Source organism: Sorangium sp. So ce185 (assembly GCF_051526825.1).
In the GTDB taxonomy this organism is placed as follows: domain Bacteria; phylum Myxococcota_A; class Polyangia; order Polyangiales; family Polyangiaceae; genus Sorangium; species Sorangium cellulosum_D.
Genome location: NZ_CP150316.1, coordinates 6915535 through 6938303, shown reverse-complemented (window position 1 = coordinate 6938303; position 22769 = coordinate 6915535). Strand labels below are relative to the sequence as shown.

17 protein-coding genes and 1 tRNA gene are annotated in these 22769 nt (G+C 72.0%); 9 read left to right on the top strand and 9 right to left on the bottom strand.

The genetic code is table 11. The features are described 5' to 3' along the window. Nucleotides 1-74 precede the first annotated feature (74 nt). The 4 genes from WMF26_RS25195 to WMF26_RS25180 form a co-directional block, all read right to left on the bottom strand. On the bottom strand, nt 75-1298 hold the full coding sequence (locus tag WMF26_RS25195) for an MFS transporter (protein WP_437322208.1): 1224 nt from the start codon (nt 1296-1298) through the stop codon (nt 75-77). A gap of 143 nt (nt 1299-1441) precedes the next feature. Continuing rightward, nucleotides 1442-2314, bottom strand: a complete 873-nt coding sequence (locus WMF26_RS25190) for an alpha/beta fold hydrolase (RefSeq protein ID WP_437994749.1) — start codon at nt 2312-2314, stop codon at nt 1442-1444. Nucleotides 2315-2605: 291 nt separating this feature from the next. Next, complete coding sequence (locus WMF26_RS25185; protein ID WP_061627040.1) at nt 2606-4012, bottom strand: FAD-binding oxidoreductase; 1407 nt, start codon at nt 4010-4012, stop codon at nt 2606-2608. 50 nt (nt 4013-4062) lie between these two features. After that, on the bottom strand, nt 4063-4887 hold the full coding sequence (locus WMF26_RS25180; protein ID WP_437994748.1) for an N-acetyltransferase family protein: 825 nt from the start codon (nt 4885-4887) through the stop codon (nt 4063-4065). Nucleotides 4888-4996: 109 nt separating this feature from the next. On the opposite strand from WMF26_RS25180, the gene WMF26_RS25175 reads away from it, so the two are divergent. The 6 genes from WMF26_RS25175 to WMF26_RS25150 all read left to right on the top strand — a co-directional run bounded on the left by WMF26_RS25175 (nt 4997) and on the right by WMF26_RS25150 (nt 12158). Further along, nucleotides 4997-6076, top strand: a complete 1080-nt coding sequence (locus tag WMF26_RS25175) for an alpha/beta hydrolase (RefSeq protein WP_437994747.1) — start codon at nt 4997-4999, stop codon at nt 6074-6076. A 616-nt stretch (nt 6077-6692) separates the two neighbouring features. After that, entirely contained in the window at nt 6693-7058 is a 366-nt protein-coding gene (locus WMF26_RS25170; protein WP_437994746.1) for a hypothetical protein, read from the top strand. 536 nt (nt 7059-7594) lie between these two features. Next, complete coding sequence (locus WMF26_RS25165; protein WP_437994745.1) at nt 7595-8419, top strand: CBS domain-containing protein; 825 nt, start codon at nt 7595-7597, stop codon at nt 8417-8419. Between the two features lie 229 nt (nt 8420-8648). Then, nucleotides 8649-9866, top strand: coding sequence for a glycosyltransferase family 4 protein (locus WMF26_RS25160; protein ID WP_437994744.1), 1218 nt, complete (start codon nt 8649-8651; stop codon nt 9864-9866). 147 nt (nt 9867-10013) lie between these two features. Further along, nucleotides 10014-11030: an NAD-dependent epimerase/dehydratase family protein gene (locus tag WMF26_RS25155; protein WP_061624285.1), complete on the top strand. Its 1017-nt coding sequence runs from the start codon at nt 10014-10016 to the stop codon at nt 11028-11030. Nucleotides 11031-11033: 3 nt separating this feature from the next. Next, nucleotides 11034-12158, top strand: a complete 1125-nt coding sequence (locus WMF26_RS25150) for a glycosyltransferase family 4 protein (RefSeq protein ID WP_437994743.1) — start codon at nt 11034-11036, stop codon at nt 12156-12158. Nucleotides 12159-12215: 57 nt separating this feature from the next. On the opposite strand, the gene WMF26_RS25145 is transcribed toward WMF26_RS25150, so the two are convergent. From WMF26_RS25145 to WMF26_RS25135, 3 genes are all read right to left on the bottom strand, one after another. Beyond that, nucleotides 12216-14000: a hypothetical protein gene (locus WMF26_RS25145; RefSeq protein WP_437994742.1), complete on the bottom strand. Its 1785-nt coding sequence runs from the start codon at nt 13998-14000 to the stop codon at nt 12216-12218. Between the two features lie 126 nt (nt 14001-14126). Beyond that, a complete protein-coding gene (locus WMF26_RS25140; RefSeq protein WP_437994741.1) occupies nt 14127-15200 on the bottom strand; it encodes an HmuY family protein in 1074 nt (357 codons plus the stop codon). Further along, nucleotides 15197-17296 (bottom strand): TonB-dependent receptor plug domain-containing protein, encoded by a 2100-nt coding sequence (locus WMF26_RS25135; protein ID WP_437994740.1) that lies wholly within the window; start codon nt 17294-17296, stop codon nt 15197-15199. Before WMF26_RS25135 ends, WMF26_RS25140 begins: the two co-directional genes overlap by 4 nt. Nucleotides 17297-17665: 369 nt before the next feature. Here WMF26_RS25135 and WMF26_RS25130 point away from each other — a divergent pair, with 369 nt between their 5' ends. Further along, the gene (locus WMF26_RS25130; RefSeq protein ID WP_437994739.1) at nt 17666-17905 is read left to right on the top strand and encodes a hypothetical protein; all 240 of its coding nucleotides are present in this window, start codon (nt 17666-17668) and stop codon (nt 17903-17905) included. A 185-nt stretch (nt 17906-18090) separates the two neighbouring features. Further along, nucleotides 18091-18165 (top strand) — tRNA-Glu (locus tag WMF26_RS25125). On the opposite strand, the gene WMF26_RS25120 is transcribed toward WMF26_RS25125, so the two are convergent. Beyond that, nucleotides 18137-19801, bottom strand: a complete 1665-nt coding sequence (locus WMF26_RS25120; RefSeq protein WP_437994738.1) for a recombinase family protein — start codon at nt 19799-19801, stop codon at nt 18137-18139. The genes WMF26_RS25125 and WMF26_RS25120 overlap by 29 nt on opposite strands. A gap of 402 nt (nt 19802-20203) precedes the next feature. After that, nucleotides 20204-20899, bottom strand: coding sequence for a hypothetical protein (locus tag WMF26_RS25115; protein ID WP_437994737.1), 696 nt, complete (start codon nt 20897-20899; stop codon nt 20204-20206). 422 nt (nt 20900-21321) lie between these two features. Between WMF26_RS25115 and WMF26_RS25110 the strand changes: the two genes are divergently transcribed. After that, nucleotides 21322-21975, top strand: a complete 654-nt coding sequence (locus tag WMF26_RS25110) for a hypothetical protein (RefSeq protein ID WP_437994736.1) — start codon at nt 21322-21324, stop codon at nt 21973-21975. Nucleotides 21976-22769: the final 794 nt, after the last annotated feature.

Genomic DNA, 22769 nt, shown 5'->3' with positions numbered 1-22769 from the left:
GGGCGCTGCCGCGGGCTGCCCGGCCGCCCGCGGCCTGCGGCTGAGTCGATGGGGGATCGCGGAGGCGATCCCCCTCAGGCCGGCGCCTCGACCCGGTCCCGCGCGCGCCGCGACGCCGGATCGTCCCCTGCGAAGACGAAGGCGAAGGCGACGAACGCGGCCCACAGCGCCGCGAGGTGGTAGAGCATCGCGACGCCGCCCGACGCCTCGTAGATGGCGCTCGACACCGGGGGGCCGAGGAGCATCCCGGCGGCGTAGAAGACGTTGTAGATCGAGTTCGCGCGGCTGTAGTCGCGCGGCGCGGTGACGACGCCCTGGAGCGCGAGGCTGAGCGGCGAAATCGACGCGAGCGTCGCCCCGGCGACGAGCACCGCCGCGCACATCACGTCGTACCGATCGAGGTACACGAAGCCGAGGATCATCAGCGTGCCGATCGCGCCGAGCGCGCGCATCAGCGACAGGTGGCCGCGGCGGTCGCCGAGCCGGCCGAAGACGTTGGTGAAGGCGAGCATGCCGGCCGCGAAGTAGGCGGGGATCTGGATCGTCTGATCGCGCGTCACCCCCTTCGACGCCATCAGGTAGAGCGGGAGGAACAGCACGACCGAGGCCTGGAAATAGCCGTAGGCGAAGGTCGCGAAGCACGCGGTCTTGATGCGCCACAAGATCGACGCGGAGGAGGCCGCGGGCTCCGCGCCGGCCGCCGCGTCGGGCTCCCCGTGCGCCGCGGAGATGCCCGGCAGGTCGCGGTCGAGGCGCGCGAGCACGAGGACCGCCGCGATCAGCGAGATGACGCAGGAGAGGAGGAACGCCGCGCGCATCGAGGAGAGCGCGAGGATCGTCGGCGCGCAGAGCGGACCGAGGACGTAGCCGAGCGCCATCGAGATCGCGTAGATGCTCGTGATGAACGCCTTGTTGTCCTTGTCCGAGCGGGCCAGCAGGATCGTCTCGCAGCTCACCCAGATGCCGACCGAGCAAGCCCCGTCGAGGAAGCGCACCGCGGCGATCGCGGCGAAGCCCGGCAGGAGCGGGAAGGCGCCGATCGCCGCCGCGTACCCGGCCAGCGAGAGCACCAGCGTGGTCTTGGCCGAGAACCGGCGGATGAGCGCGTCCATCGGCAGCGAGAGCAGGACGATGCCGAGCGCGAAGCACGACGCGAGCAGCCCGATGTCGGTCTTGGTGAACCCGCGGTCGTTCAGGAAGACCGCCGTGAGGGAGATGGCGATGCCGTAGGCGAGGCCGAGAAGGAAGATAGCGCCGTAGATGAGCCAGATATTCCGATCAGGGATGCGGCGGAGCATGATCGCCCGGCAGGTTCGATCGGCCGCTCCGCCGTGTCAAACGGGTCCATGGCGGCGAAAAGCCGCTTCGACGCCGCTCCGCGGGCTGGCGCGCGCGCGCGACGACGGCAGCGCGGCGCCGCCGCCGCGCTGACGCGCAGGCTTCACCGCAGGAACTCGAGCAGGAGCTGATTGACCCGCTCCGGCCGGTCGTACAGCACGCCGTGGCTCGCGTCGGGGATGCGGGCGAGCCGCGCGTTCGGGACCAGCTCCGGATCCGGCGCGGCGAGCTCGGCGCCGAGATAGCGATCGTGCTCGCCCCAGATCACCAGCACGGGGACGTCGACGCGGGCCGGCTTGGAGAGCCCGCGCAGGCTGCCCGGGCGGAACATCGCGCGGTAGTAGTTGATCGTGGCCGTGAGCGCGCCCGGCTGCGACCACGACGCGACGTAACGGGCGAGATCGTCGTCGCTGAGCGCGCCAGGGCGCTGCGGATCGTTCTTCAGCGCCTCGCGGAGCAGCGCGTAACCGCTCCTCTGGGCGATCAGCTCGGGGACCCTCGGGAGCTGGAAGAAGAACATGTACCAGCTCTTGCGGAGCTGCCGCGCCGTGCGGAACCCGGCGAGCAGCTTCTGAGGGTGAGGACAGTTGAGGATGACCAGCCGCTCGAGGAGCGCGGGATACCGCATCGCGAACGCCCAGGCGACGCCGCCGCCCCAGTCGTGGCCCACCACGGCCGCGGCGCGCTCCGCGCCCGACGCCTCGATGAGCGCCGCCACGTCCGCGGTCAGCTCGTCGATCGCGTAGGCGCCGACGCCGCGGGGCTTGTCCGAGAGGTTGTAGCCGCGCATGTCCGGCGCGATCACGCGGTAACCCGCCTCGACCAGCGCGGGGATCTGGTGGCGCCACGAGTACCAGAGCTCGGGAAAGCCGTGGAGGAGCACGACCAGCGGCCCCTCGCCCGCCTCGACGTAGTGAAGGCGCACGCCGCTTCGTTCGGTGAACCGGTGCGATAGCTTGGATTCGTCGAGGATCATCGTCTCCCCTTTCTTCAGGACGGCCGCGGGGGCCGATCGCGCGCTGGACGGCTGGTTGTTGGCACGGTGCTAGAGGCCGCTCGAGGCTCCGGGAGGGCGAGCGCCTCCCGTCGAGCGACGGCCGCGGTTCTATCACGACGGGCCGCCGCCCCGGAGCGCCGCCAGGATCGCGCGCCGGCGCTGGCGGGTGAGGGGCTCTGGAGAGGGCCTGAGACGGCGCCTTGTGTCCGGGTCGGAGCTCGTCTGCCCCTCAGGCCGGAGGCCTTCGGCCGAGCGGGCCTCGCGGCGCGCTCAGACGTCGATGATCTTGCCGGGGTTCATGAGGTTCAGCGGATCGAGCACCCGCTTGATCGAGCGCATGATCGCGAGCTCCTCGGCCGAGCGCGAGTAGGGCAGGTATTCCTTCTTGAGCAGGCCGATGCCGTGCTCGGCGGAGATGCTGCCGCGGTACTTCTTCACGAGCGTGAAGATCGCGTGATCCGCCTCGTGGGTGCGCCGGAGGAACTCCTCGCGCGTGAGGCTGTCGGGCTTCATCACGTTGATGTGGAGGTTGCCGTCGCCGATGTGGCCGAAGAGCGCGATCTCCCACCCTGGATAGCGGGCCTCGAACAGGCTCTCCAGCTCGGAGCAGAAGCCCTCGAGCTCCTGGATCGGGAGCGACACGTCGTTCTTGTGCGGCAGCCCGGTCGCCGACAGGCTCTCGCTGATCCCCTCGCGGAGCGCCCAGAGCTCGGCGGCCTGCGCCCCGTGCTGCGCGAGCGTGCCGTCGGTGACCAGCCCGCGCTCGAACAGCGAGGTGATCCACGCCTCGAGCGCCTCGGGCTCGCCGCGCTCGACCTCGATGAGCACGTAGTAGTCCGACGGCGCGGAGAGCGGCACGCGCACGTTGCGGTGGCGGCGCAGGCGCGCCTGGCACTTCTCCGTGAAGAACTCGTAGGCCATCACGACGAACGGCCCCATCCGGGCCTCGCGGAACAGCGCGAGCACGCCGGCGAGGTCCGGCACCGCGAACAGGAACACGTTGAGCCCCTCGGGCACCCGCGTGAGCTTGAGCGTCGCCTCGGTGATGATCCCGAGCGTGCCCTCGCTGCCGATGAAGAGCTGGCGCAGGTCGATGCCGGTGTTGTTCTTCTCGAGCGCGCCGTTCATGTCGAGCACGGCGCCGCTCGCGGTGACGACGGTGAGCCCGAGCACCCACTGGCGCGTGAGGCCGTAGCGGATGACCTTCACGCCGCCGGCGTTCGTCGCGATGTTGCCGCCGACCTGGCTCGACCCCTTGGAGGCGAAGTCGACCGGCCAGGTGAGCCCGTACGGCGCGACGTGCTGGTGCACCGCCTCGGTCACGGCGCCGGCCTCGACGCGCACGGTCGCGCCGAGCACGTCGACCGGCCCCATCTTGCGCATCCGCTCGAGCGACACGACGAGCTCGCCCCGCGCCGCCACGGCGCCGGCCGCGAGCCCGGTGCGCCCGCCCGAGGGCACCACCGGGACGCGGTGCTCGGCGCAGAGGCGGAGCAGCCGCGAGACCTCATCGGTCGAGCGCGGGAGCGCGAGGGCCGAGGGCTTCGGCTCGTGGACCTTGGTCCAATCGCGGCCGAACGTCGCGAGGTCGGACGCGTCGGTGGAGAGGAAATCCGCGGGAAACTCGCGCTGGACGGCCGCGAGGAAGTCGCCGGGGAGGCCGGGAAGTGGGGTCATGGCCGGCTCGGTACTGCGGCGTGGCGGCGAGGGCAAGCGGCCTTCGCGGCTCAGCCGCCGTCCGGGATCGCGCCTCGGAAGTGCACGCCGACGAGCTGCACGGTCGCGCCCACCGCGCGGAGGGCGGCGGCGAGCGCGTCGTCGTCCTCGACCGTGACGAGGAGGGCCTCGGGGGCGCGCGGGGCGTGGGCGCGGATGGCGTCGAGCAGGGGAGCGGCGAGCTCCGGCGCGGCCACGCGGAACGGAAACGCGCCGGGGACGAAGGGGTCGAAGCTGGCGTACCCCAGCGGGGCGGCGCCGGGCGCCGCGGGGTCGACGAGGCAGAGGAGCGCGAGGCCGCCCCGGCCGCGCGCCTCGGCGGCCTGGCCGGGCAGCAAGCCGAACGCCGCCTCCACCGCGGCGTCGTCGGACGGCTCCGCCGGGCGGGCGGCGACCGGGCGCGCAGGGCGCGGGAGGCGGGCCGCGGCGTCCCAGGCGAGCTGGAACGTGGTCAAGGTGTAGACCTGCTCCATGCCGGCGCTCCGGTAGAGCCGCACGGCGGCGGTGTTGTCCGGCTTGACGTTGAGGCACCAGCGCGCGCAGCCGCGGCCGCGGAGGTGCGCGGCGACGGCGCGCATGACGACGGCGCCGATCCCGCGGCCGCGGTGGGACGGCGCGACGACGACGTGCCGCACGTAGCCGAACTCGCGCAGCGGCTGGACATAGGCGTAGGCGACCACCTCGCCGTTCTCCTCGAAGAAGAGGGTGTCTTTGGCCAAGGCGCTCTCCCAGCGCTCGCGCGGAAGGACGGGGTTGTCGATGCCGAGCTCTACGAACAGCCGCGCAAAGTGGTCATAATCCGAGGGGCGCGCCGCGCGCGCGACGAGGCGAAGCATGGGGCGAGCTTACATTCCGGGGCGCCGCGCGTCCCATGGATCCCGGGCGCGAGCTGCTCGCCGCGCGAGCGTTGCGGCGCCGCGTCCGGCGCGGCACCGTGATGGGGCCATGCGCAACGCACGCGGCGTGGACGGGGGCGCCCGCGGCGCGATCGAGGGCGCCGCCGCTGCGGGCGCGGCCTGCGGGGCGAGCCGCGGATCGAGCCTCGCGGGCCGCGCGGCGCTGCTCGCGGCGCTCGCCCTCGCGCCGGCCGCGTGCGACGCCGCGGCCGCCGGGGCGCCGCGCGCGGCCGACGGCGGCGGCGCGGGCGGCGCCACCTCGGCCGGCGAGGTGGCCAGCAGCAGCGCTTCCGGCCGGGGCGACGCTGCCGGCGGGGGCGCTGCTGCCGGCGCGGACGGCGTTTCCGGCGGGCGCGACGCTGGCGGCAGCGGCGACGCTTCCGGCGGGGGCGATGCTGGCGGCGACGGAGGCGGCGGGGAGGGCGGAGCGCTGAGCTGGGAGCCGGTCGAGACGGACTGGTGCTCCGCGAGGTGGATCGGCCTGGACGAGCACACCTGTTTCCACGTGCCGGAGACCGCGCCCCGCGGCGCGCCGATCCTTTATGTGCTGCACGGGGCCATGGCGCCCGACGCGCTGCCGGTGGCCCTCCAGGCGCTCGCGGCGGAGGCCGCCGCGGCGCTCGGGGTCGTCGCGGTGTTCCCGCGGGGGAGGCCGGGGCTCTGCACCTGGGATCCGTCCGTCGAGGCCCATTTCTGCTGGCCGACGCGCCGCGAGACGGTCGACGCTGCGGCGCCCGCCCTGCTCCAGGAGTGGATGGGCGCGGAGGCGCGGATGGCGCGGATCCTCGGGGGGACGTTCGGCCGGCGTTACGTCATGGGCTTCTCCAACGGGGGCTATTTCGCGAGCTATGTGGCGTTGGAAGGCCTCGTCGCCGTCGACGGCGCCGGGCTCGTCGGCGCCGGCCGGATGGTCATCGAGGAGCACCTGTTCTCCCAGGAGAGGCCGCCGATCTACATCGCCGTCGGCGGGGAGGAGCTCGCCTCCACGGTCGCGAGCGCCGAGAACCTCGCCGACGTGCTCACGCAGCACGGCTGGGAGCACGAGCTCGTGGTGCACCCCGGGCGCGGCCACGAGATCCGCGCCGACGACTTCGCGCTGGCCTGGAATACCTGGGTCGCCGTCCCCTGAGCGCGCCGGCCGACGCCGCTCGCCAGCCCCGCTGCGCGTCGCGAGCGCCGGCCCGACAGCAGCGCTGGGGCGCGTGTCGCGAGGCGCCCACAGCGCTATTCCCGAGCACCCTTGGCCACATGACCGCAGAGGAGATGGGCTGAGCGCGCCGGGCGGGCGGCGCGGATCGCCCGAGATCGGTGAGCATGAGTATGCTGCCGTCGCCCATCGCCCCACCTTGCCGGCGAGGAGGCCTCGAATCGTCGGAGACGCCTCGCGAGGCGGCCTGCGCCGAGAAGTCCACCGCTCGCGAAAGGCGTGTATTCCGTGGCTCGTCGCGCCGCGCGAGGGCGCCGGCCGCGGCGAGCCGCTGTGCGCTGCGCGCGCCCGGAAGCGCCTTATCTGCCCAGCGATCCGGCGCGGGTGAACGGGCCTCGATCGCGGCGCTGTGCGCTGTTTAGGATTGTCGGTTTATCGCAGCCTCTCGCCCGCCGCGCGCGCCGCCGGGCGGCAGCCTGTGCACACCGGCTCTCGGGCATGAGCGCTGCTCTCTGCGACCTCCGACTGGCCTGACGGCCCGCGGATGTCGCGGGTCGTGGAAGGGGGAGAAATGGTCGAGCTGATGAAGAGCAGGTGGATGCATGTTGCGATGGCGATGGCCGCCCTGACCGCCGGGTGCGCGGCGGGCGAGGCGGGCACCGACGAGACCGACATGGACGAGGCCGAGGCCGTGGAGGTCGAGGAGACCTCGCAGGCGCTGTGCGGTTCTCTGAATCCGCGGAGCTGCGGCTGGGGCGGCGGGAACTGGGGCGGCGGGAACTGGGGCGGCGGGAACTGTGGCGGCGGGAACTGGGGCGGCGGGAACTGGGGCGGCGGGAACTGGGGCCCGGGCTGGAACAGGCCCAAGCCCTGCGGCTGGGGCGGCTCCTGGAGACCGCCGTTCAACTACGGCAACTACAGCCCTGGCTTCGGCGGCGGTTACGGCGGCTACGGCAGGTGGTAATCCCCCGTAGCCGGCGCAGCGAGGCCAAGGCGAGCTCCGGTCCCGCGCCACGGCGCGGCCATCGATCGCGGCCTCGTGATGGCGCCGCTCGCGGCCCGGCGTCCGAGCCGCGGGTCGCCTGAGACGAGTCGCCGAGGGCCTGGCCGCCGGGAGCCCGCTGTACACGCGCTGCTCCCGGCGGCCGGGCGCCTGAAATCTGCGATTCCGCCACGGCCGTGCGCTGACGGCTGCGTTGCACGGCACCCCACATGATGCATTTTGGGACATCGCCGGCCGGCGTGGATGAGCTCGGCGCTCGCGTCGAGAAACTGCCCAGCTCGCAGCACACCCCGGCGCAGATGGCGCGTCCACGCGCGGCGTCTGCGCCCGCGCGGCCGGCGGTGAGCCCGCTCGCGGCGCCGCGCAACCCCCGGCGCCTGCGACAACCGAGCTCGTCGGCGCGTCGCGGCATTCCGGATCGCTTCTTGCTCCGGTCCGCTGCGCGCTGACGCGCCGCCTGCCGAGATCCGCGCCGGCGTCCTCGAGGAATCCTCCCCATGATGCGCTTTGCGACACCCGTCTCGCGTTACATGACCTGCGCAGTCATCACGGCGCCCGACACCACCCCGCTGCCCGAGGTCCACCGATTGTTGGGCGAACACGCAATTTCTTGCGTACCGATCCTCGACGCGGCGTCGCGCGCGGTCGGCGTGCTCTCTCGCACCGACCTGCTCCGGCTCGGCCGATTCGAGACGAAGACGAACAGCCGCGGAATGCTGCTGACCTTGCCCGATGTCCCGGCGCGCGACGTCCTGCGCCCGGGGATCATCACGGTCGGGCGCACGACGCTGGTCGTCCAGGCGGCGAGCGTGCTGCTGAAGCACCGCATCCACCGCGTCTTCGTCCGCGATGGCGACGAGTTGACCGGGGTCTTCAGCACGAAGGATCTCCTCCTGGCCCTGGTCGAGGCGCGGGAGGCGACGCCGATCGCCGAGCTCATGTCGGCCCCCGCGTACACGATCCCGCTCGACGCGCCCCTCGCGCTCGCGGCCGATCGGCTCACGACGGCGCAGGTGAGCGGGCTCGTGGTGGTGGACCCGGACGGCTGGCCGGTGGGGATGTTCACTCAGACCGAGGCGCTGCTCGCGCACGGCGTGCTCTCCGACTCGCCGGTCGAGGACGTGATGAGCCCAGCCATGGTCTGTCTCGACGTCCGGACCCCGCTCCATCGGGCCGCCGCCGCCGCGCACGCGGCGCAAGCGCGGCGCGTGCTCGTGGTGCAGGGGCGGCGGCTCCGCGGCGTGCTGACGGGCCTGGACTTCGCGCGCGCCGTCGCCGGTACGGGCCTGATCTCCACGGCCGCGAGGTCCAAAGCCGGCTAGCGCCGCCCGCCAGGAGCCCGGCCACGGATGGCCGGCGGCGGGGCCAGCACGGCCGTACAGCGAACGCCGGGAGCTGCTCCGGTGTGTCTCACCTTGGCACACCTTGTACTACGTTCGGGAATCCGATCGCACGAGGTGGCTCCGGGGCTGCCGACGGGTGATGCGCCAGGAGAGCGCGTCGAGCTCGACGGTTGAATATCGGCGGGCGCCCGTGCAACGAAGTGGGACGGTGAGGGTACTCCTTATATCTCAGTGGTATCACCCCGAGCCCATTTCGCGGGCCCACCTGCTCGCGGAGGCGCTGGCTGCGCGCGGGCACGAGGTGACATCGATCACCGCATTCCCGAGCTATCCGCACGGCCGCCTCTACCCGGGATACCGGCAGCGCCTCTGGGACGTGGAGCACGTGAGCGGAACCCGGGTGATACGGCTCCCGATCTACCTCGACCACAGCCGATCCCGCCTTCGACGGACGCTCAATTACGCGAGCTTCGGCGTCTCGACCGCGCTGCTCGGCCCGGCGCTCGCAGGGCGGGCGGACGTCGCTTGGGTCCACAATCCGCCGCCGAGCCTCGCGGTCGCGGCCTCCTGGCTCGCCGCGCTCCGCGGGATCCCGTGGGTGTATGAGGTCCAGGACCTGTGGCCCGAGACCGCGGCCGCGTCAGGCATGCTCGGCAACCCGCACGTGTTCGCCGGCATCGATCGGGTGAACCGCGCCCTGTACCGGAGAGCCGCGTCGCTCATCGTGATCAGCCCTGGCCTCGCGCGCGCGCTCACGCGCAAAGGCGTCCCGGCCGACAAGGTGCACCTCATCCCGAACTGGGCGGACGACCGCATCTATCAGCCGGTGGAGCCCGATCCGCAGCTCGCCGCGGCGCACGGGCTGACAGGGCGGTTCGTGGTCCTGTTCGCGGGCAACATGGGCGCCGCCCAGGCGCTCTTCAGCGTGCTCGACGCGGCGGCGCTGCTGCGGGACCTCGACGACGTGCGGTTCGTCATGGTCGGGGACGGGATCGACGCGCCACGGCTCCGGCGCGAGGCGGAGGCGCGCGCCCTCTCGAACATCGTCTTCATCGGCCAGCAGCCTCACGAGCGCATGCCTCAATTCTTCGCGCTCGCCGACGTGCTGCTCTCGCACCTGAAGCGGGATCCGTGCTTCGAGCTCACGATCCCTTCGAAGATCCCGGCCTACATGGCCGCGGGCCGGCCGGTGCTCGTCGCCGCGAGCGGGGATCCGGCGGAGCTGGTCCGGGACAGCGGGGGCGGCCTCGCCTGTGAGCCCGAGGATCCGGCGGCGCTCGCGGCCGCGGTGCGGCGGCTGCGCGACATGACGCCCGAGGCGCGGCGCGCGATGGGGGAGGCCGGCCGCCGCCATTTCCTTCGCTGGTTCACGCGCGACGCGCTGGTGACTCGCTACGAGGAGGTCTTCGCGCGCGCGGCGAGCTGAGCGCGTGACGAACGCGCCGGCGCACGAACGCGCCGGCGCGCGGCTGGAGAACGGGAGAACGCAACGCGCCTGCGCATGAACGCGCCGGCGCGCGGCTGGGGAACGGGAGGACGCAACGCGCCGGCGCGTTGTGGAGAGGAGGATTCCATGCGCGAAATGACAGAAGAGATGGCGAGCATCCGGCAGAATTACAAGGGCAGGCGGGTCGTCGTGACCGGGGGCGCCGGCGCGATCGGCAGCTCCCTCACCGCGGCCTTGGCCGACGCGGGCGCGGAGGTCATCGTCGTGGACGATCTCTCCTCCTCGTACCGCTGGTCCATTCCGGCGCGAAGCAGCGTGCGCTTCGTGGAGGGGAGCGTCGTCGACGACGACCTGCTCGCGGAGGTCTTCCGGGACGAGACCTCCCACGTCTTCCACCTCGCCGCGCTGTTCGCGAACCAGAACTCGGTGGACAACCCCGAGCGGGATCTCGAGGTCAACGGCCTCGGCACGCTGCGGGTGCTGCGCCACGCGCGGCGGCGCGGGGTCCATCGCGTCGTGTTCGCTTCGTCCGGCTGCGCCGCCTACGGCAGCGATCCGCCGCGGCCCGTCCCGGAGGACTACACCTCGCTCGACGTGCATACGCCGTATCAGGCCACCAAGCTGCTCGGCGAGCTCTATTGCAATTACTTCACCGGGCAGGAAGGGCTGAGCACCGTTCGGGTCCGCCTCTTCAACTCGTACGGTCCGGGCGAGGTCCCTGGCCGCTACCGCAACGTGATCCCCAATTTCGTCTACTGGGCGCTCCGGGGCGAGCCTCTGCCGATCACCGGCACGGGAGAAGAGACCCGCTCGTTCACGTACGTGGGCGACATCGTCGATGGGCTGCTCCGGGCTGGCACCACGGCGGGCGCCTCGGGCGAGGCGCTCAACCTGGCGTCCGGCAACGAGACCGCCATCCTCGACCTCGCGCGCGCCATCAACGAGATGACCGACAACCGCGCCGGCGTCCGGTTCGTCGAGCGGCGCGCGTGGGACACGCAGCGCCGTCGCGGCGCGTCCATCGAGAAGGCCAAGCGCGTCCTCGGCTTCGAGGCGCGGATGGACCTGCACGAGGGGCTCGCGATCACCGTGGCGTGGTTCCGCGAGCACTGGGACCACATCGCCGCCGAGGCGCGCTTCTAGCCCATGCGCGTCGCGCTCTGGGGCCCCCTCCCGCCGCCCGCCGGCGGGATCACGCGGTGGATGCGGACCTATCTCGACGCGGCGCCGGCGGCGGGGATCGAGGCGGAGGTCGTCGACACCTCGCCCCACAGCGCCGCCGTCGACGCAGAGAGCAGGTTTCGCCCGGCGCGCGTGATCCGCGCCGGCGAATCGCTGTCCGAGCTCCACCGGCTGCTCGCGCGGCGGCGGCCGGACGTCGTTCACCTGTGCACCACGCTGTTCTGGGCGACCGCCCGCGACGGCCTCGCGGTGGAGCTGTGCCGTCGCGCGGGCGTGCCGGCGGTGCTCCACCTGCATTTCTCGACGCAGATCATCGACTGGCTGCGCGCCCTCCCGTGGCCCACCTTGCAGGCGGTGCGCGCGGTGCTCGGCCGCGCCGCCGCCGTCGTCGCGCTCGCCGAGGAGCTGCAGCAGTACGTGCAGGGCCTGGTTCCGGGCGGCCGCGTCGTCCACGTCCCGAACCCGGTCGACACCGAGGTCTTCCACCCCGCCGCCGCGCCGCGCGCGCCGCGCGCGTCCGGGGCGCCGCTGCGGGTGCTCTTCGCGGGCCTGATCACCCCGCACAAGGGGGTCCTCGAGCTCGCGCGGGCGGTGCTGGCCGTCGAGGGGCTGACCCTCGCGCTCGCGGGGCCCCGGGCCGCCGGGTGCCCCGCGGATTACGCCCGGCGCCTGGACGAGGCGCTCGGGGCGCTCGCGCGGCAGGGCCGCCTGGACCTGCTCGGCGAGGTGCCGGCGGCCGCGATGCCCGAGGCGTACCGCGGCGCGGACATCGCCTGTTTCCCGAGCCACGCCGAGGGGCTGCCCAACGTGGTGCTCGAGGCCATGGCGAGCGGCCTGCCCTGCGTCGTCACGCCGGTCGGCGCCATTCCCGAGGTCATCGAGGGCGAAGAGGGCCGCGTGGCCCTCTCGGTGGCCCCGAGGGACGAGGCGGCGCTGCGGGACGCGCTTCGCACCCTGCGCGACGACCCTTCGCGCAGGGCGCAGCTCGGCGCGGCCGCGCGCCGGCGCGCCGAGCGCCGTTACGCGACCCGGACGATCATGGGGGAGTACGCCGCGCTCTATGCGCAGCTCACCTCGGCCGCGCGGTGAGCAGCTCCGCGATGTCGCGCTCGTCGGGGGCACCCTCGCCGAGCGCGTGACCGGAGCTCACCGCGCCGCGCGCGCCGCCATCTGCTCGACCACCTCGTCGGGATCGGCCGCCAGCCGCGCCGCGAGCGCGCGGGCCGCGTCGGGCGAGGCCGAGGCGACCCCCTGGATGGCCCCGAGCCGCGCGCGCCTCGGCAGGCGCGGATCTGCGGCGAGGGCCTGCAGCTCCGCGGCCACGCGCGCCGCGGGCGCAGACGCCGCGGCAGCGCGGCCGGCCGCCGCGAGGGCGCGCGCCCTGACGTGCGCCGGCGCCCCTGGATCGCGGCCGACCGCGAGCAGCCGATCGGTGCCGGCGCCGCCGGCCGCGCGGAGCCACCCGAAGAAGCCCGTGCCCAGGGCCGCGCTGTGGCCGCAGAAATGCCCCGCGAGCAAGGTCGCGGCGCGCGGCGGGAGCGCGGCCGCCCAGGCGCGGCGGTCGGGCGCCCCAGCCCGGGCGGACCCGCCCGGGGCCGGCGGCGCCACGGGCGCCTCGCTCGCCGACGCACCCGGATCGGCCGGCAGCGGAGACGCCGCGCCGCCGCCGTCCTCGACGACGCCCCGGTACAACGCGCTCGCCTGCACGATCCGCGTCTGCTGCGGCGTGATCGTGCTCGAGAAGTCGCCCCCCGTCGGAAACATGAGGTTGTCGTAATCGGGGCAGCGCTCGTACGGCAGGCCCATGTCCTCGCACTCCGCGGTGTCGTCCAGCGGATCCGCGTAGCCGGCCTCCATCTCGGTGGTGTGGAACAACCCCGCGAAGTGGCCGAGCTCGTGGCGCAGGATGACGGCGTCGGCCTCGAGGTCCCCGAAGAGCGCGACGACGATGCCGCTGAGGTGCGTCCCGTGCTCCACCGCGACCGAGGGCGCGGAGGGCGTCGCGCCGGCCGCCATCTCGAGCCGCCCGGTGAAATCTGCCACCGCGATCACGTTGAGCGCCGGCCTGCCGGCGGCGCCCGCCGTCTGCTCGAGCACGCTGGGGAGGAGCTCCTCGTCGATGACCGCCCACTCCGACCCGAGGTGATGGACGGTGATTTCTCCCACGTCGAGCCCCACGAACCCGCTGTACGCAGAGCGCAGCGCGCGCCGCATGTAGTCCTCGGAGACCGCGTTTCCGGCGATGAAGGCGTTGACGTCGATCTTCCCGCCGTGAAAGCGCCCGTCGAGCGTCTGGCGGCGCCACACCGAGAGGCGCGCCGGCTCCGCCAGCGTGCCGGTGGTGCCGCCGCCGACCGTGATCCAGTACGTGCCTGGCACAAGTGGCACGGAGGCCGCTGTGCCAGTCTGCGGTACGGCGGCCGTGCCAATGCCATGATTGAAGAAGTGGGCCAGGGTGCCGGGAATCGAGTAGCTCGACACCAACGCTCTGCCGTCGGGCCCGGTGATGCTCTCGATCCCGACCGGATCCCAGCTCGGCGACGAGGTCACGAGCTGTGCGACGGCCGTGATGCCGAGGGTGCCGGGCGGGACATGCACCGGGATGCTCTTTCCGGCGGTGACGTCGGCGAACTCTTCCTTCACGAGGGGCGGAATCGGCGGCGCGCCGCCCTCGCCGATCTCGCCGCCTTGACCGCCGCCCGAGGAGCCTGGCGTGGCAGAGCTCGTTGTCGCGCCGGAGCCGCCGGTGCCGTCGGTCGGCTCGAACCCGTCGACCACCACCTTGCCGCCGCAGGCGCCTGCGGCGAGCGCGGCGAGCGCCCCCACGGCGAGCAGCCCCCCACGGCGCGCCCGCGTCGCCCCGCGCTCGCCGTCCGGCGTCCCGCGGGACGGACCTGTGGCGCTCGATGCGGGTGCAGGCGACTCTGTCATAAGCATGCTCCTTACCGCGGATGAGGCCGTCCCTCAGCGCGCGCGCAGTATGCTCGGGTCCTGGCGCGATGTCACGCGCCGCGCACCCTTGTGACCGTCCCGCAACGCAAATGGCGGGAGTGGCGGTCATTCCACCTGCTTGACGCGCATTATCACCCGACCTGGGGAGGCGTCCGTCGCGCCCTCGAAGCGCTCGATGACGGCCACGTAGCGCGACTGGCCGTCTGCGCTCTGGACGAGCCACGCGGCGTCCTTCGCCGGCGCGGGCGGGCTCGCCCCGCGATCGAGCCAGCGCCCCGTGAAGGCCGTGGCGATGTGATCGCCGCGGTACGCGACGGCGGGATCGGTGAGGGCGGCGTGGTCGGCCGCGTCGAACCGTGCTTTCTCCGAGGCGGCGGTCCGCTCCTTGACCTCGGCGAGCGACTCGGAGCTCGCCTCCTGCTCCTGGAGATCGGCGCCGCGCGCGGTCCCTGGGCCGCCGAGCTCGCCGTTGACGCTGATCTGCGACCTGCGGAAGCAGACGTGCCACGCCGTCGACGCGCGCGCCTCTTCCGGCGTGAGCATCAGCTGCTCGCCGCTCGCGAGATCGAGGCAGGCGCTCGGCGCGGTCTCGGGCATGTCGATGCCGCCGGCGGTCGCGTCGAGATCCTCGATGTCGACCGTCGGGCCGGAGCCGTCGGGGAGCACCTCGGCATAGCGGAGCTGGTAGAGCCCCGTGACCGGCGCTCCGTCGATCTCGCCGTAGAAGGAGAGGATCTGGAGCTTCCAGTACCGCCCTTCGTGCTCGATCGCGTGGATGTGATAGCGGCTGAAGGCGACGTGCGTCTCGCCGTCGTAGGCGTACCACCCTGTGAAGGCGCCGCCGGCCTCGTCCTGGAGCAGGAAGGGCGTGTTTGGCAGCTGGCCTGCCGTGTAGTCCTCGAGGGTGAGCGGCAGCGCCCCGCCTTCGCCCGGGCCGCTGAGGCCGCTGTTGGTGAATACGTCGTACCCCGAGAACGCGAGATCCCAGTCGGTGGACACCGCGGGATCGCCGGAGGGGACGACGACCTCCGGCGTGGCGAGGCGGAGGAAGACGCTGCCTGCGGCCGGCACCTCGACCTCGAGGAGCGCGCCGTCCTCGGTCTGCGCGCCGCCTCCCACGTCGTCGCTGCACGCCGGGGTGAGCAGGAGAAGGGCTGTTGCGACGGACCATCGTGTCATGAGTCCTCCCACGGTAGCTCGGCGACGACGCCGAGGTAGACGGTGCGCCCCTCGAGGGGCCGGTGATCGTTGCGGCGGTTGGGGTCCTTCTGCGCGCCCAGCAGGTTCCTGACGCCGACGTAGGCCTGCGACGAGGGCCAGAGCGGCCGCGCGAGCCGCGCGTCGAGCGTGGTGAAGCCGGGCGCGCGGCGGGTCATGCCGTGTTCGTCCACCTCGATGAACGCGCTGGAGATCGTCCGCAGCCGGGCGACGAGCTCGATCTGGAGGGGCAGGTCGGCGCGGAGGGCCGCCTGCGCGGTGTGCGGCGGCTTGCCGGAGAGCGGCTGCGGGCGATCGTCCGTGTCGTCGCGCGTCCAGAGGTAGGCGTAGCCGGCCTCGGCGCGGAGCCACGACGCCGCCTGGAGCGTCGCCGAGAGCTCGACGCCTGCGGTCCGCGCCTTGGCGACGTTCATGTAGGTATACGTGTCGACGCCGCCGGAGGTGTCGATGGGTTTCGGGTCGAAGTCGATCAGGTCGTCGACCCAGTTCGCGAAGGCGCCGGCGCGCACCGTCAGGCCTTCTCTGGGGATCCACGTGACATCGCCGTTCGCGCCCCAGGACGTCTCCGGGGCGAGCTCCGGATTGCCCTCGAGGATGTAGCCGAGGCCCGAGTGATCGAACGAGAAGCCGAGCTCTTTGGCGCTGGGCGCGCGGAACCCGCGGCCGCCGGAGATGCGCAGCGTGAGCGACGGCGCGGGCCGGTAGGCGAGGGCGAGGCGCGGGGCGAGGACGGCGCCGTAACGCGGCCAGTACTCGCCGCGGAGGCCGGGCATGACGGTGAGGCTGTCGGTGAGCTTCCACGCGAGCTGGCCGTAGACGGCGGCGCTGCCGAGCTCGGTGTCGGGCACCTCGTCGACGTTGCTCTCGAAGATGCCCGAGGTGGAGACCGTGGTGCGCTCGAGCTCCTGGGTGAGCGACTCGACCTCGGCGCGCGCGCCGGCGACCCAGGTGAGCCGTCCCTGGGCGATGGTGGCGATGGCCTCGTAGCTCTGCAGGGAGCCTGTGCGCTCGCGCAGCTCCGACTGGGGGGAGCCGCGCAGGTTGCGCTCGCTCGTCCGGTAGGCCCACTGCCGGCCGGCGGCGAGGCGCAGGCTGGAGCCCCCGCCGAGATCGAGCGTCTCGGTGAGGTGCAGGGTGAAGCGGTCGGTCACCTCGGGGACGTCGATGAGATAGACGCCGAGGCCCGGCAGCGGCGGCGGCTGCTCGATGCCGTCCTGCTCGTCGTGGATCCACCGCGCGCGGAGGCGCACGTCGATGCCGCGGCCGAGCGCGGCGCCGGCGCGCAGGCCGACGAGGTGCTGCGCGCGTCCGGGCAGGGCGGTGGCGGCGCTGTCCTCGAGGAGGGTGAGGCTGTCTTCCCGCTGGAACGAGGCGTCGGCGCTGGCCCAGGCGCGCTCGCCGCGGTAGGCGCCGGAGGCCTGGGCGAGCAGCCCGGCGCGGCTGCGCCCCTCGACGCGGCCGCGGCCGCTGAAGCCCGGGCGGGCCGGGGGGGCGGAGAGGACGTTGACGACGCCGCCGATGGCGCTCGCGCCGTAGAGCGAGCTCGTCGGTCCGGTGACGAGCTCGATGCGGGAGACGTCGCTGAGCGGGAGGGAGGAGAGGTCGATGGCGCCGCCGCTGTCGCCGATGACGCGCTCGCCGTCCTCGAGGACGAGGACGCGGTCGAGGTCGAAGCCCTGGATCTGGATGGCGCTCGGGTTGCCGAGGGCGCCGTAGGCGCTCGAGTTGACCTGGACGCCGAGCTCGCCGTCGAGCGCCTCGCCGACGTTGGTGGCGCCGCGGCGCTCGGCCTCCTCGCGGCTGACGACGCGCGTGCGCACGGTGGCGCGCTGGCTGCTCTCGGGGGTGCGGGTGCCGGTGACGACGACCTCGAGGGGGGGCGCGGCGGGGGGAGGAGGGGGAGGCGAGGGCGGCTGAGCGGCGGACGCCGGTCGGGGAGGCTGCGCCGGTGGCGCGAGCTGCGCGCGCGCCGGGCGCGAAGGGGCGGCCGAGAGGAGCGCCGGACCGAGGCAGAAGGCGAGCTGCGCGGCGCGCGTCAGGCGCCGGCGGCGGTGCACGGTCCTCCGTGGGACATCGAAACGGCAGGCTCGAGGCGCAGCAGCGAAAGCATGGGGGAGAGCTCTGCCAGTGTGGCGCAAGGTGGGTTGCGCGGTGCGTATGGTCGCCCGATTCAGCGTGGCCGTCCAGCGGTTCGGGCGCGGGAGGTCGCGTCGCGGAAGGCGCGGGGGCGCGGCGGTCAGGCCGCGGCGCGTGGCGCAAGGGCAGGGCAGGGCCGCGCGCCGGCAGGGCGAGGTCCCGCGCCGGGAGGGAGGTCCGTGCTGGACGAGCGGCTGCGCCGAGCTCACCGGCGCCCGGTTGGCCCCTTGCGGTGCGCCTCGACGGCTCCAGGTGGTCTGGAGAAGCCGGAACAGCCCGAGGAGGTGCGCATGAAGCCGAACGAGAAGGGATCGGAGCAACGAGGGGCCGAGACGTCCAGCAGCGCCGCCGACGCGCCCGCGCGCGACCAGAAGGCCGGGAGCGGACAGCACAGGCACGTCCCGGGGGACCCCGTGGAGGGCCACGAGGCCACGGCGGACAAGGAGCCGGAACAGAAGGTCGACGAGACCGTGGAGGACACGTTCCCCGCGAGCGATGCTCCCGCGTGGACGCCGGCTCAGTCCGGCTGAGCCCACGCCAGCGGCAGCGAGGCCGCCGGGATCGGCGCCTGCCCCCGCGAAGCCCGCCGCGACGAGCCGCCGAGCGGCCGGTTCGCGCCGCGGGCTTCGCGGGGGCGGGGCCGGACGGAACGGGCGACGCGAGTTGGGCTTGCATTGCTCGACGACGGACGGTAGGTTCCCGCGCCGCATCGCCGGTCCCCATCGTCTAGCCCGGCCCAGGACTCAGCCCTTTCAAGGCTGCTACGCGGGTTCGAATCCCGCTGGGGACGCTGCCTGTACTGCACGCGCCTTGTTGCCCTCGACAGCGACGACGGCTTCCAAGGCGACGACGCCCTCGATCCGGTAGCGCTTGCCCTCCGGGGTCTCGATGGGCGTGAACCGCAGCGGGCCTCCGAGGATCGTCTCGAGCGCCTTCCGGGCTTCCTCGGGGTTCCGCTCCAGCATCGCCCGCAGGTCCCCCAGGCGCTGACGAGCCTCCTTCTCCAGCCGCCGGACTTCCAGATCGAGGGCAGATGGCGCCGCCTTGGCTGCCCGGAGGCGGGCCTCCAGCGCTGAAAGCTGGTCCTGCCGCTCGGCGATGCCCCGGATCACGGCCTCTGGCTTCTGGTCGAACGAAGCGAGCGCGTTCACCAGGCGATCGATCTCCGAACGAAGACGGCTCGCTTCCCGCTCGAGCTGCGGCAGTTCGTTGTCGATGTTCTTCGCGCGCTCGGCGATGCGGCGACGCATCTCCCGGAGGGCCTCGGCGATGACCTCCTCATGGAGCACGTTCTCTTTGATGCAGTTGATCACGGCCTCGTCGACGGTCGCCACCGGCCGGCGGAGGCCGTTGTCGCAGACGGCAGGGCCGCGGTCGCGGTGCCAGGCGCAAGCGTAGACCCGCACGTTGTCGTAGCTCACCTTCGCGTTGTCGGCGCGCATCGGCCCGCCGCACTTCGCGCAGCGACCGAAGCCGGTCAGGAAGTAGCGTACGCGCCCGCCGCGTCGACGGGAGCCCGTGAGCGCCTCACGCTTGCTCCACCGTTGTTGCACTGCTGCCCAGAGCTCGTCATCCACGATGCGTAGCTCTGGCGCCTCGATCGTCACCCAGTCTGACTTGGGCCGGTCCACGCGGACCTTGGTGCCGCCCTTGTAGGTCTTCTCCTTCTTGCCCCAGACGAGGACGCCCCGGTAACGCTCCCGGCGCACCATCTCCCGGATCGAGCTGTACGACCAGGAGCCCGTCCCCCGGCGGCCGGCCTTCGGTGGCTCGACGCCGCGGGCGTTCAGATCCTTCGCCAGCGTGCGTAGTCCCTCGCCATCGGCGTAGCGGCGGAAGATTTCCCGGACGATCTTCGCCTGCTCCTCGTTGACCCGGTACTCGACCCGCACGCGTTGCTCGCCGTCCTTCACCTCGATGTTGTCGTAGCCGTAGACACGACCGCCGACGTTGAGCCCCCTACGGGCTTTGGTGAGCAGATGCTCGTGCGTCCTCTGGCTGATCTTCTCCCGCTCGAGCTCGGAGGCGAAGTTTCGCACGTTGATCACGAGCTTGTCGAAGGCGCCGTCGATCTTCACCTCTTCGTCGGTGAAGTAGTAGAAGAGCCGGACGCCCGCATCGAGCAGGTCCTGGATGAAGAGCGACGTCCGGTTCGTGTCGCCGCCGAGACGGGATTCGTCGCGTACGACGACCGCGTCGAAGGCGTGGCGCTCGGCTGCGTTGAGCATGGCGATGAGGCCCGGCCGCTTCTTGAACTCGGCGCGGCCGTGATCGGCATCGACGAAGATGTGCTCGGGCGCGAGGGTTCCGCCCTGCTCGGCGATGTAGCGTGAGCCCTCCCCCGTCTGCACGTCGATCGATGCGGCTTGGTGCTCTTCCTTACTGCGGCGGGCGTAGAGCGCGGTGCGAAGGCCAAAGAGCTTCATGGCTTCGGAGGGTACTTCAGCAGGTCGGCAAGAAGTAGGTCCGCGAGCGCGTGGGCGAACGGACGCAGGTGGGGGGCGAGCGGGGCAGCGGGATCGGCGCGCGATCGGCGCTTCAATCCAGACGAAGGCTGCCAGGTATTCCCTGCCAGTGGCGGTGACGCCGGGGTCCCCTCTACCTTGCCCATGGGGCTCTGCTCCGACGCAGGCGCATCCGCTCCGGGTGCCGGCGTCGCGCCGTCAGCGGGCACGGCCCCCGCGCTTACCGCCGTGAGTGCATCAGGATCACGCGGAAAGAGCATGACGCTGCCGAGTTTTGGTCCAGCCTCCGGCAGCGCTTCGGGTCCCCGGGCGGGGCGGGTCTGGGACCCGAGCATGCCCGCCTGATCGCAGAGAGCGCTCGGTCTACCTAGGGCCGCGGAGATGCTTCCGGGCGTTCTTGACGTTCACGCGCTCGCGGTCGATGACTCTCCCGACCGAGATGCCGGCCTCCAAGTCGGCCTGGTTGACCTTGGGCCAGCTGCCGCAGAGAATGCTGACCACCGCCAGTTCGCCGTCGGACAGCTCTCGGGTCTGGTGGTCGGACCCGCTGCGCCAAAACATCGCGGACTCCTGGTTGGCGGAGGCAGACGGCGGTGGTGGTTGGGGCTGGTACGGCAGAAACTGTGGATCGACCTGCGCCCAGCGATGCATGACGAGCGACCGGAGCGATTCGGGGTACGGCGGTAGCTCTCCCGCATCTTCCTCGGCGGGGCCCACGGATCTGCCGTGCTCATCGAACCAAACCGCGAGTCCAACCGTCCGAGCCGAGTTGCCGGGAAGAGCCTCAATATCGTCGAGCGGAACGAGTCCCTGACGTTCAAGGAATGCCTGGATTTTTCGCGTCGTCCGCCGCAGGTCCTCCAGCAGTTCACGCGCCTCCTGATCCTGTGCGAAGAGACGGCGCTGCTCCGCGATCAACTCCGTCTTGAACGCCGGATCCCACGGGCGCCCGAACATCTCGAGGAACTTCGTCTCGCAGTGGGCCAGCACCTCGCGCTTGAGGTCGCTTTCGCTCTGCCAAGGCGGTCTCCTGGTGGACGGGGGGCGTGCCTTACCCATGGGCCGGCCATGTTACTCGGCTTGCGCCTGCGCGCGCCGACGGTCCGTGCTGCCGCTCGGCGGCCGATCGGGTCCCAGGTCCCTCCCGAGCCGGGACCCGATGCCGATCGCCGAGCGCCGCCTAGATCCCGCATCCCATGGAGGACATCCTGAATACCGCACGGCGGTGAGGGCGATGGCGGCGGTCTGCCCGAACCGAGACTACGGCCGGGACGATCCTCGGGAGGGGACGATCTTTCAGACGGACGTTCGTCCTGAGATGTAGGCCAACACACTTGCTGCCGCTGAAGGGCGTTCGGCGAGCCGATCGAGATTCTCGAGCGCCCCGGCGGCTCGACGCCGGGGCGGGCTGAAGCTCCATGAAGCAGCGCAGGCCGTATCGCTCCTCTACCGCTGTACCGAACAATAGGAGGCTGATGAATATGAAAATGAATGATGTGACTACGTACATGAACATGGACCGCAGCGTCGAAGCGGTACGAGAGGTCGTCCGACCGATCATCGAGCGTCTCCCGCCCATGAACTGGGAGATGACGATCAAGCGCGGGGACGCGCAGCCATACTCCACGAGCGCGGAGGTGTTCCATGTGATTGGCGTCGTGAACGGAGCCTCCCTGGCGCTCGATGTTCGGGTCGAGGACATCCTCAAAGACCTGCGCCAAGGGGATGGCACGCCCGTCATCACCCGCCCCCGGGGACCGCATGAGGACATGCTCGCGGATCACGAGGCGAAGGGGTCGCGGCACTACCTTCTTCACAGCTACCCGCGAGAGCGCGAGGCCGGGTGGGAGAAGTGCATCCGCAGCGAGCTCAACAAGTACAAGAGGGTCTACGAGGCCGCCGTCAGGGTCGCCAATGTCAAGCTCGACAAGCTGCCCAGATTCTGGGAGGAGGACGAACTTCCGGACGCGATCGAGGAGTACGAACTCGTGAACAGCCCCGAGGCGCTGGCAGCGTTCCGGCGTGGATGGATCGACGCGCTCTTCACCTTTGGCGCCGCCCCGGCCCGGAAGCGCCGCCCTCACGAGAGGGGCCATCAGGCCGAAGACCCCAGCACCTCGTCCCGGTCGGTGTAGGAGCAGACGACGACGCCGAACGGCCGCCGGATCGGCCATACACGAGACCCGGCGGCCGCGATCGGTCCTTACGCGTGAAAGTACGCATCGACGCTTCGTGACCTGACAAAAAGTAATTCTCATCATCCCGGCCTCGTAGCAGGTCACGCTGGCGAACTGCCCGTCGATGAGCTCGCCAGCGGTCTTTCGCGCCGTTATCCGACTAGGTGGTCGCCAAGGGGTGTCCATCACGTACATCCCTTGGCGTGCAGGTAGCCCAGCTGCAGCGAGGCGCGCTCGACCGCCAGGTACGCAGGATCGCCAAGGGGCGTGCATGACGCACGCTCCTTTAGCGTGCAGGCGGCCCAGCTGTACGAGACGCGCGTGACCTTACCAAGAGCGAGCCCGGACAAGGGGTGCTATGGATGATGCTGATCGGTTGGTAGAGCTCGGGCATTGCGTCAGACCAAGGCGACCTGGCGAGATGAGCCGGTGTACGTCCAAGAAATTCGCAAGATGACGCGCTCTCTGCGCTGCAGCTCGGGGCATTTTTGGGGCCGACCAACATCGAGTTGCGCCGGGACACACTGCCGGCGACCACCTGTTTGGAAGTTCCCGAGGGGCACGCCCGAATCGAGCTGCCTGGGAGGCGGCGTGCTGAACAAAGGCCGCGTTTTCTGCTGGTTCGGTGCACGATCGAGACGGGCGCCCGGATGGTTCTTCTCCCGCGCGGTCGTCGTCGCTCTCGCCGAAAACCTGGCGTTTTCCGTGTGGTTGGAGAAGCACGTGCCATGACTGGCGCCGATCGACGTTGC

Excerpts from the sequence above, each read along its gene's own strand:
- WMF26_RS25195 (WP_437322208.1), bottom strand. The coding sequence starts at position 1,298 with ATGCTCCGCCGCATCCCTGATCGGAATATCTGGCTCATCTACGGCGCT.
- WMF26_RS25190 (WP_437994749.1), bottom strand. The coding sequence starts at position 2,314 with ATGATCCTCGACGAATCCAAGCTATCGCACCGGTTCACCGAACGAAGC.
- WMF26_RS25185 (WP_061627040.1), bottom strand. The coding sequence starts at position 4,012 with ATGACCCCACTTCCCGGCCTCCCCGGCGACTTCCTCGCGGCCGTCCAG.
- WMF26_RS25180 (WP_437994748.1), bottom strand. The coding sequence starts at position 4,887 with ATGCTTCGCCTCGTCGCGCGCGCGGCGCGCCCCTCGGATTATGACCAC.
- WMF26_RS25175 (WP_437994747.1), top strand. The coding sequence starts at position 4,997 with ATGCGCAACGCACGCGGCGTGGACGGGGGCGCCCGCGGCGCGATCGAG.
- WMF26_RS25170 (WP_437994746.1), top strand. The coding sequence starts at position 6,693 with ATGCATGTTGCGATGGCGATGGCCGCCCTGACCGCCGGGTGCGCGGCG.
- WMF26_RS25165 (WP_437994745.1), top strand. The coding sequence starts at position 7,595 with ATGATGCGCTTTGCGACACCCGTCTCGCGTTACATGACCTGCGCAGTC.
- WMF26_RS25155 (WP_061624285.1), top strand. The coding sequence starts at position 10,014 with ATGCGCGAAATGACAGAAGAGATGGCGAGCATCCGGCAGAATTACAAG.
- WMF26_RS25150 (WP_437994743.1), top strand. The coding sequence starts at position 11,034 with ATGCGCGTCGCGCTCTGGGGCCCCCTCCCGCCGCCCGCCGGCGGGATC.
- WMF26_RS25145 (WP_437994742.1), bottom strand. The coding sequence starts at position 14,000 with ATGACAGAGTCGCCTGCACCCGCATCGAGCGCCACAGGTCCGTCCCGC.
- WMF26_RS25140 (WP_437994741.1), bottom strand. The coding sequence starts at position 15,200 with ATGACACGATGGTCCGTCGCAACAGCCCTTCTCCTGCTCACCCCGGCG.
- WMF26_RS25130 (WP_437994739.1), top strand. The coding sequence starts at position 17,666 with ATGAAGCCGAACGAGAAGGGATCGGAGCAACGAGGGGCCGAGACGTCC.
- WMF26_RS25120 (WP_437994738.1), bottom strand. The coding sequence starts at position 19,801 with ATGAAGCTCTTTGGCCTTCGCACCGCGCTCTACGCCCGCCGCAGTAAG.
- WMF26_RS25115 (WP_437994737.1), bottom strand. The coding sequence starts at position 20,899 with ATGGGTAAGGCACGCCCCCCGTCCACCAGGAGACCGCCTTGGCAGAGC.
- WMF26_RS25110 (WP_437994736.1), top strand. The coding sequence starts at position 21,322 with ATGAAAATGAATGATGTGACTACGTACATGAACATGGACCGCAGCGTC.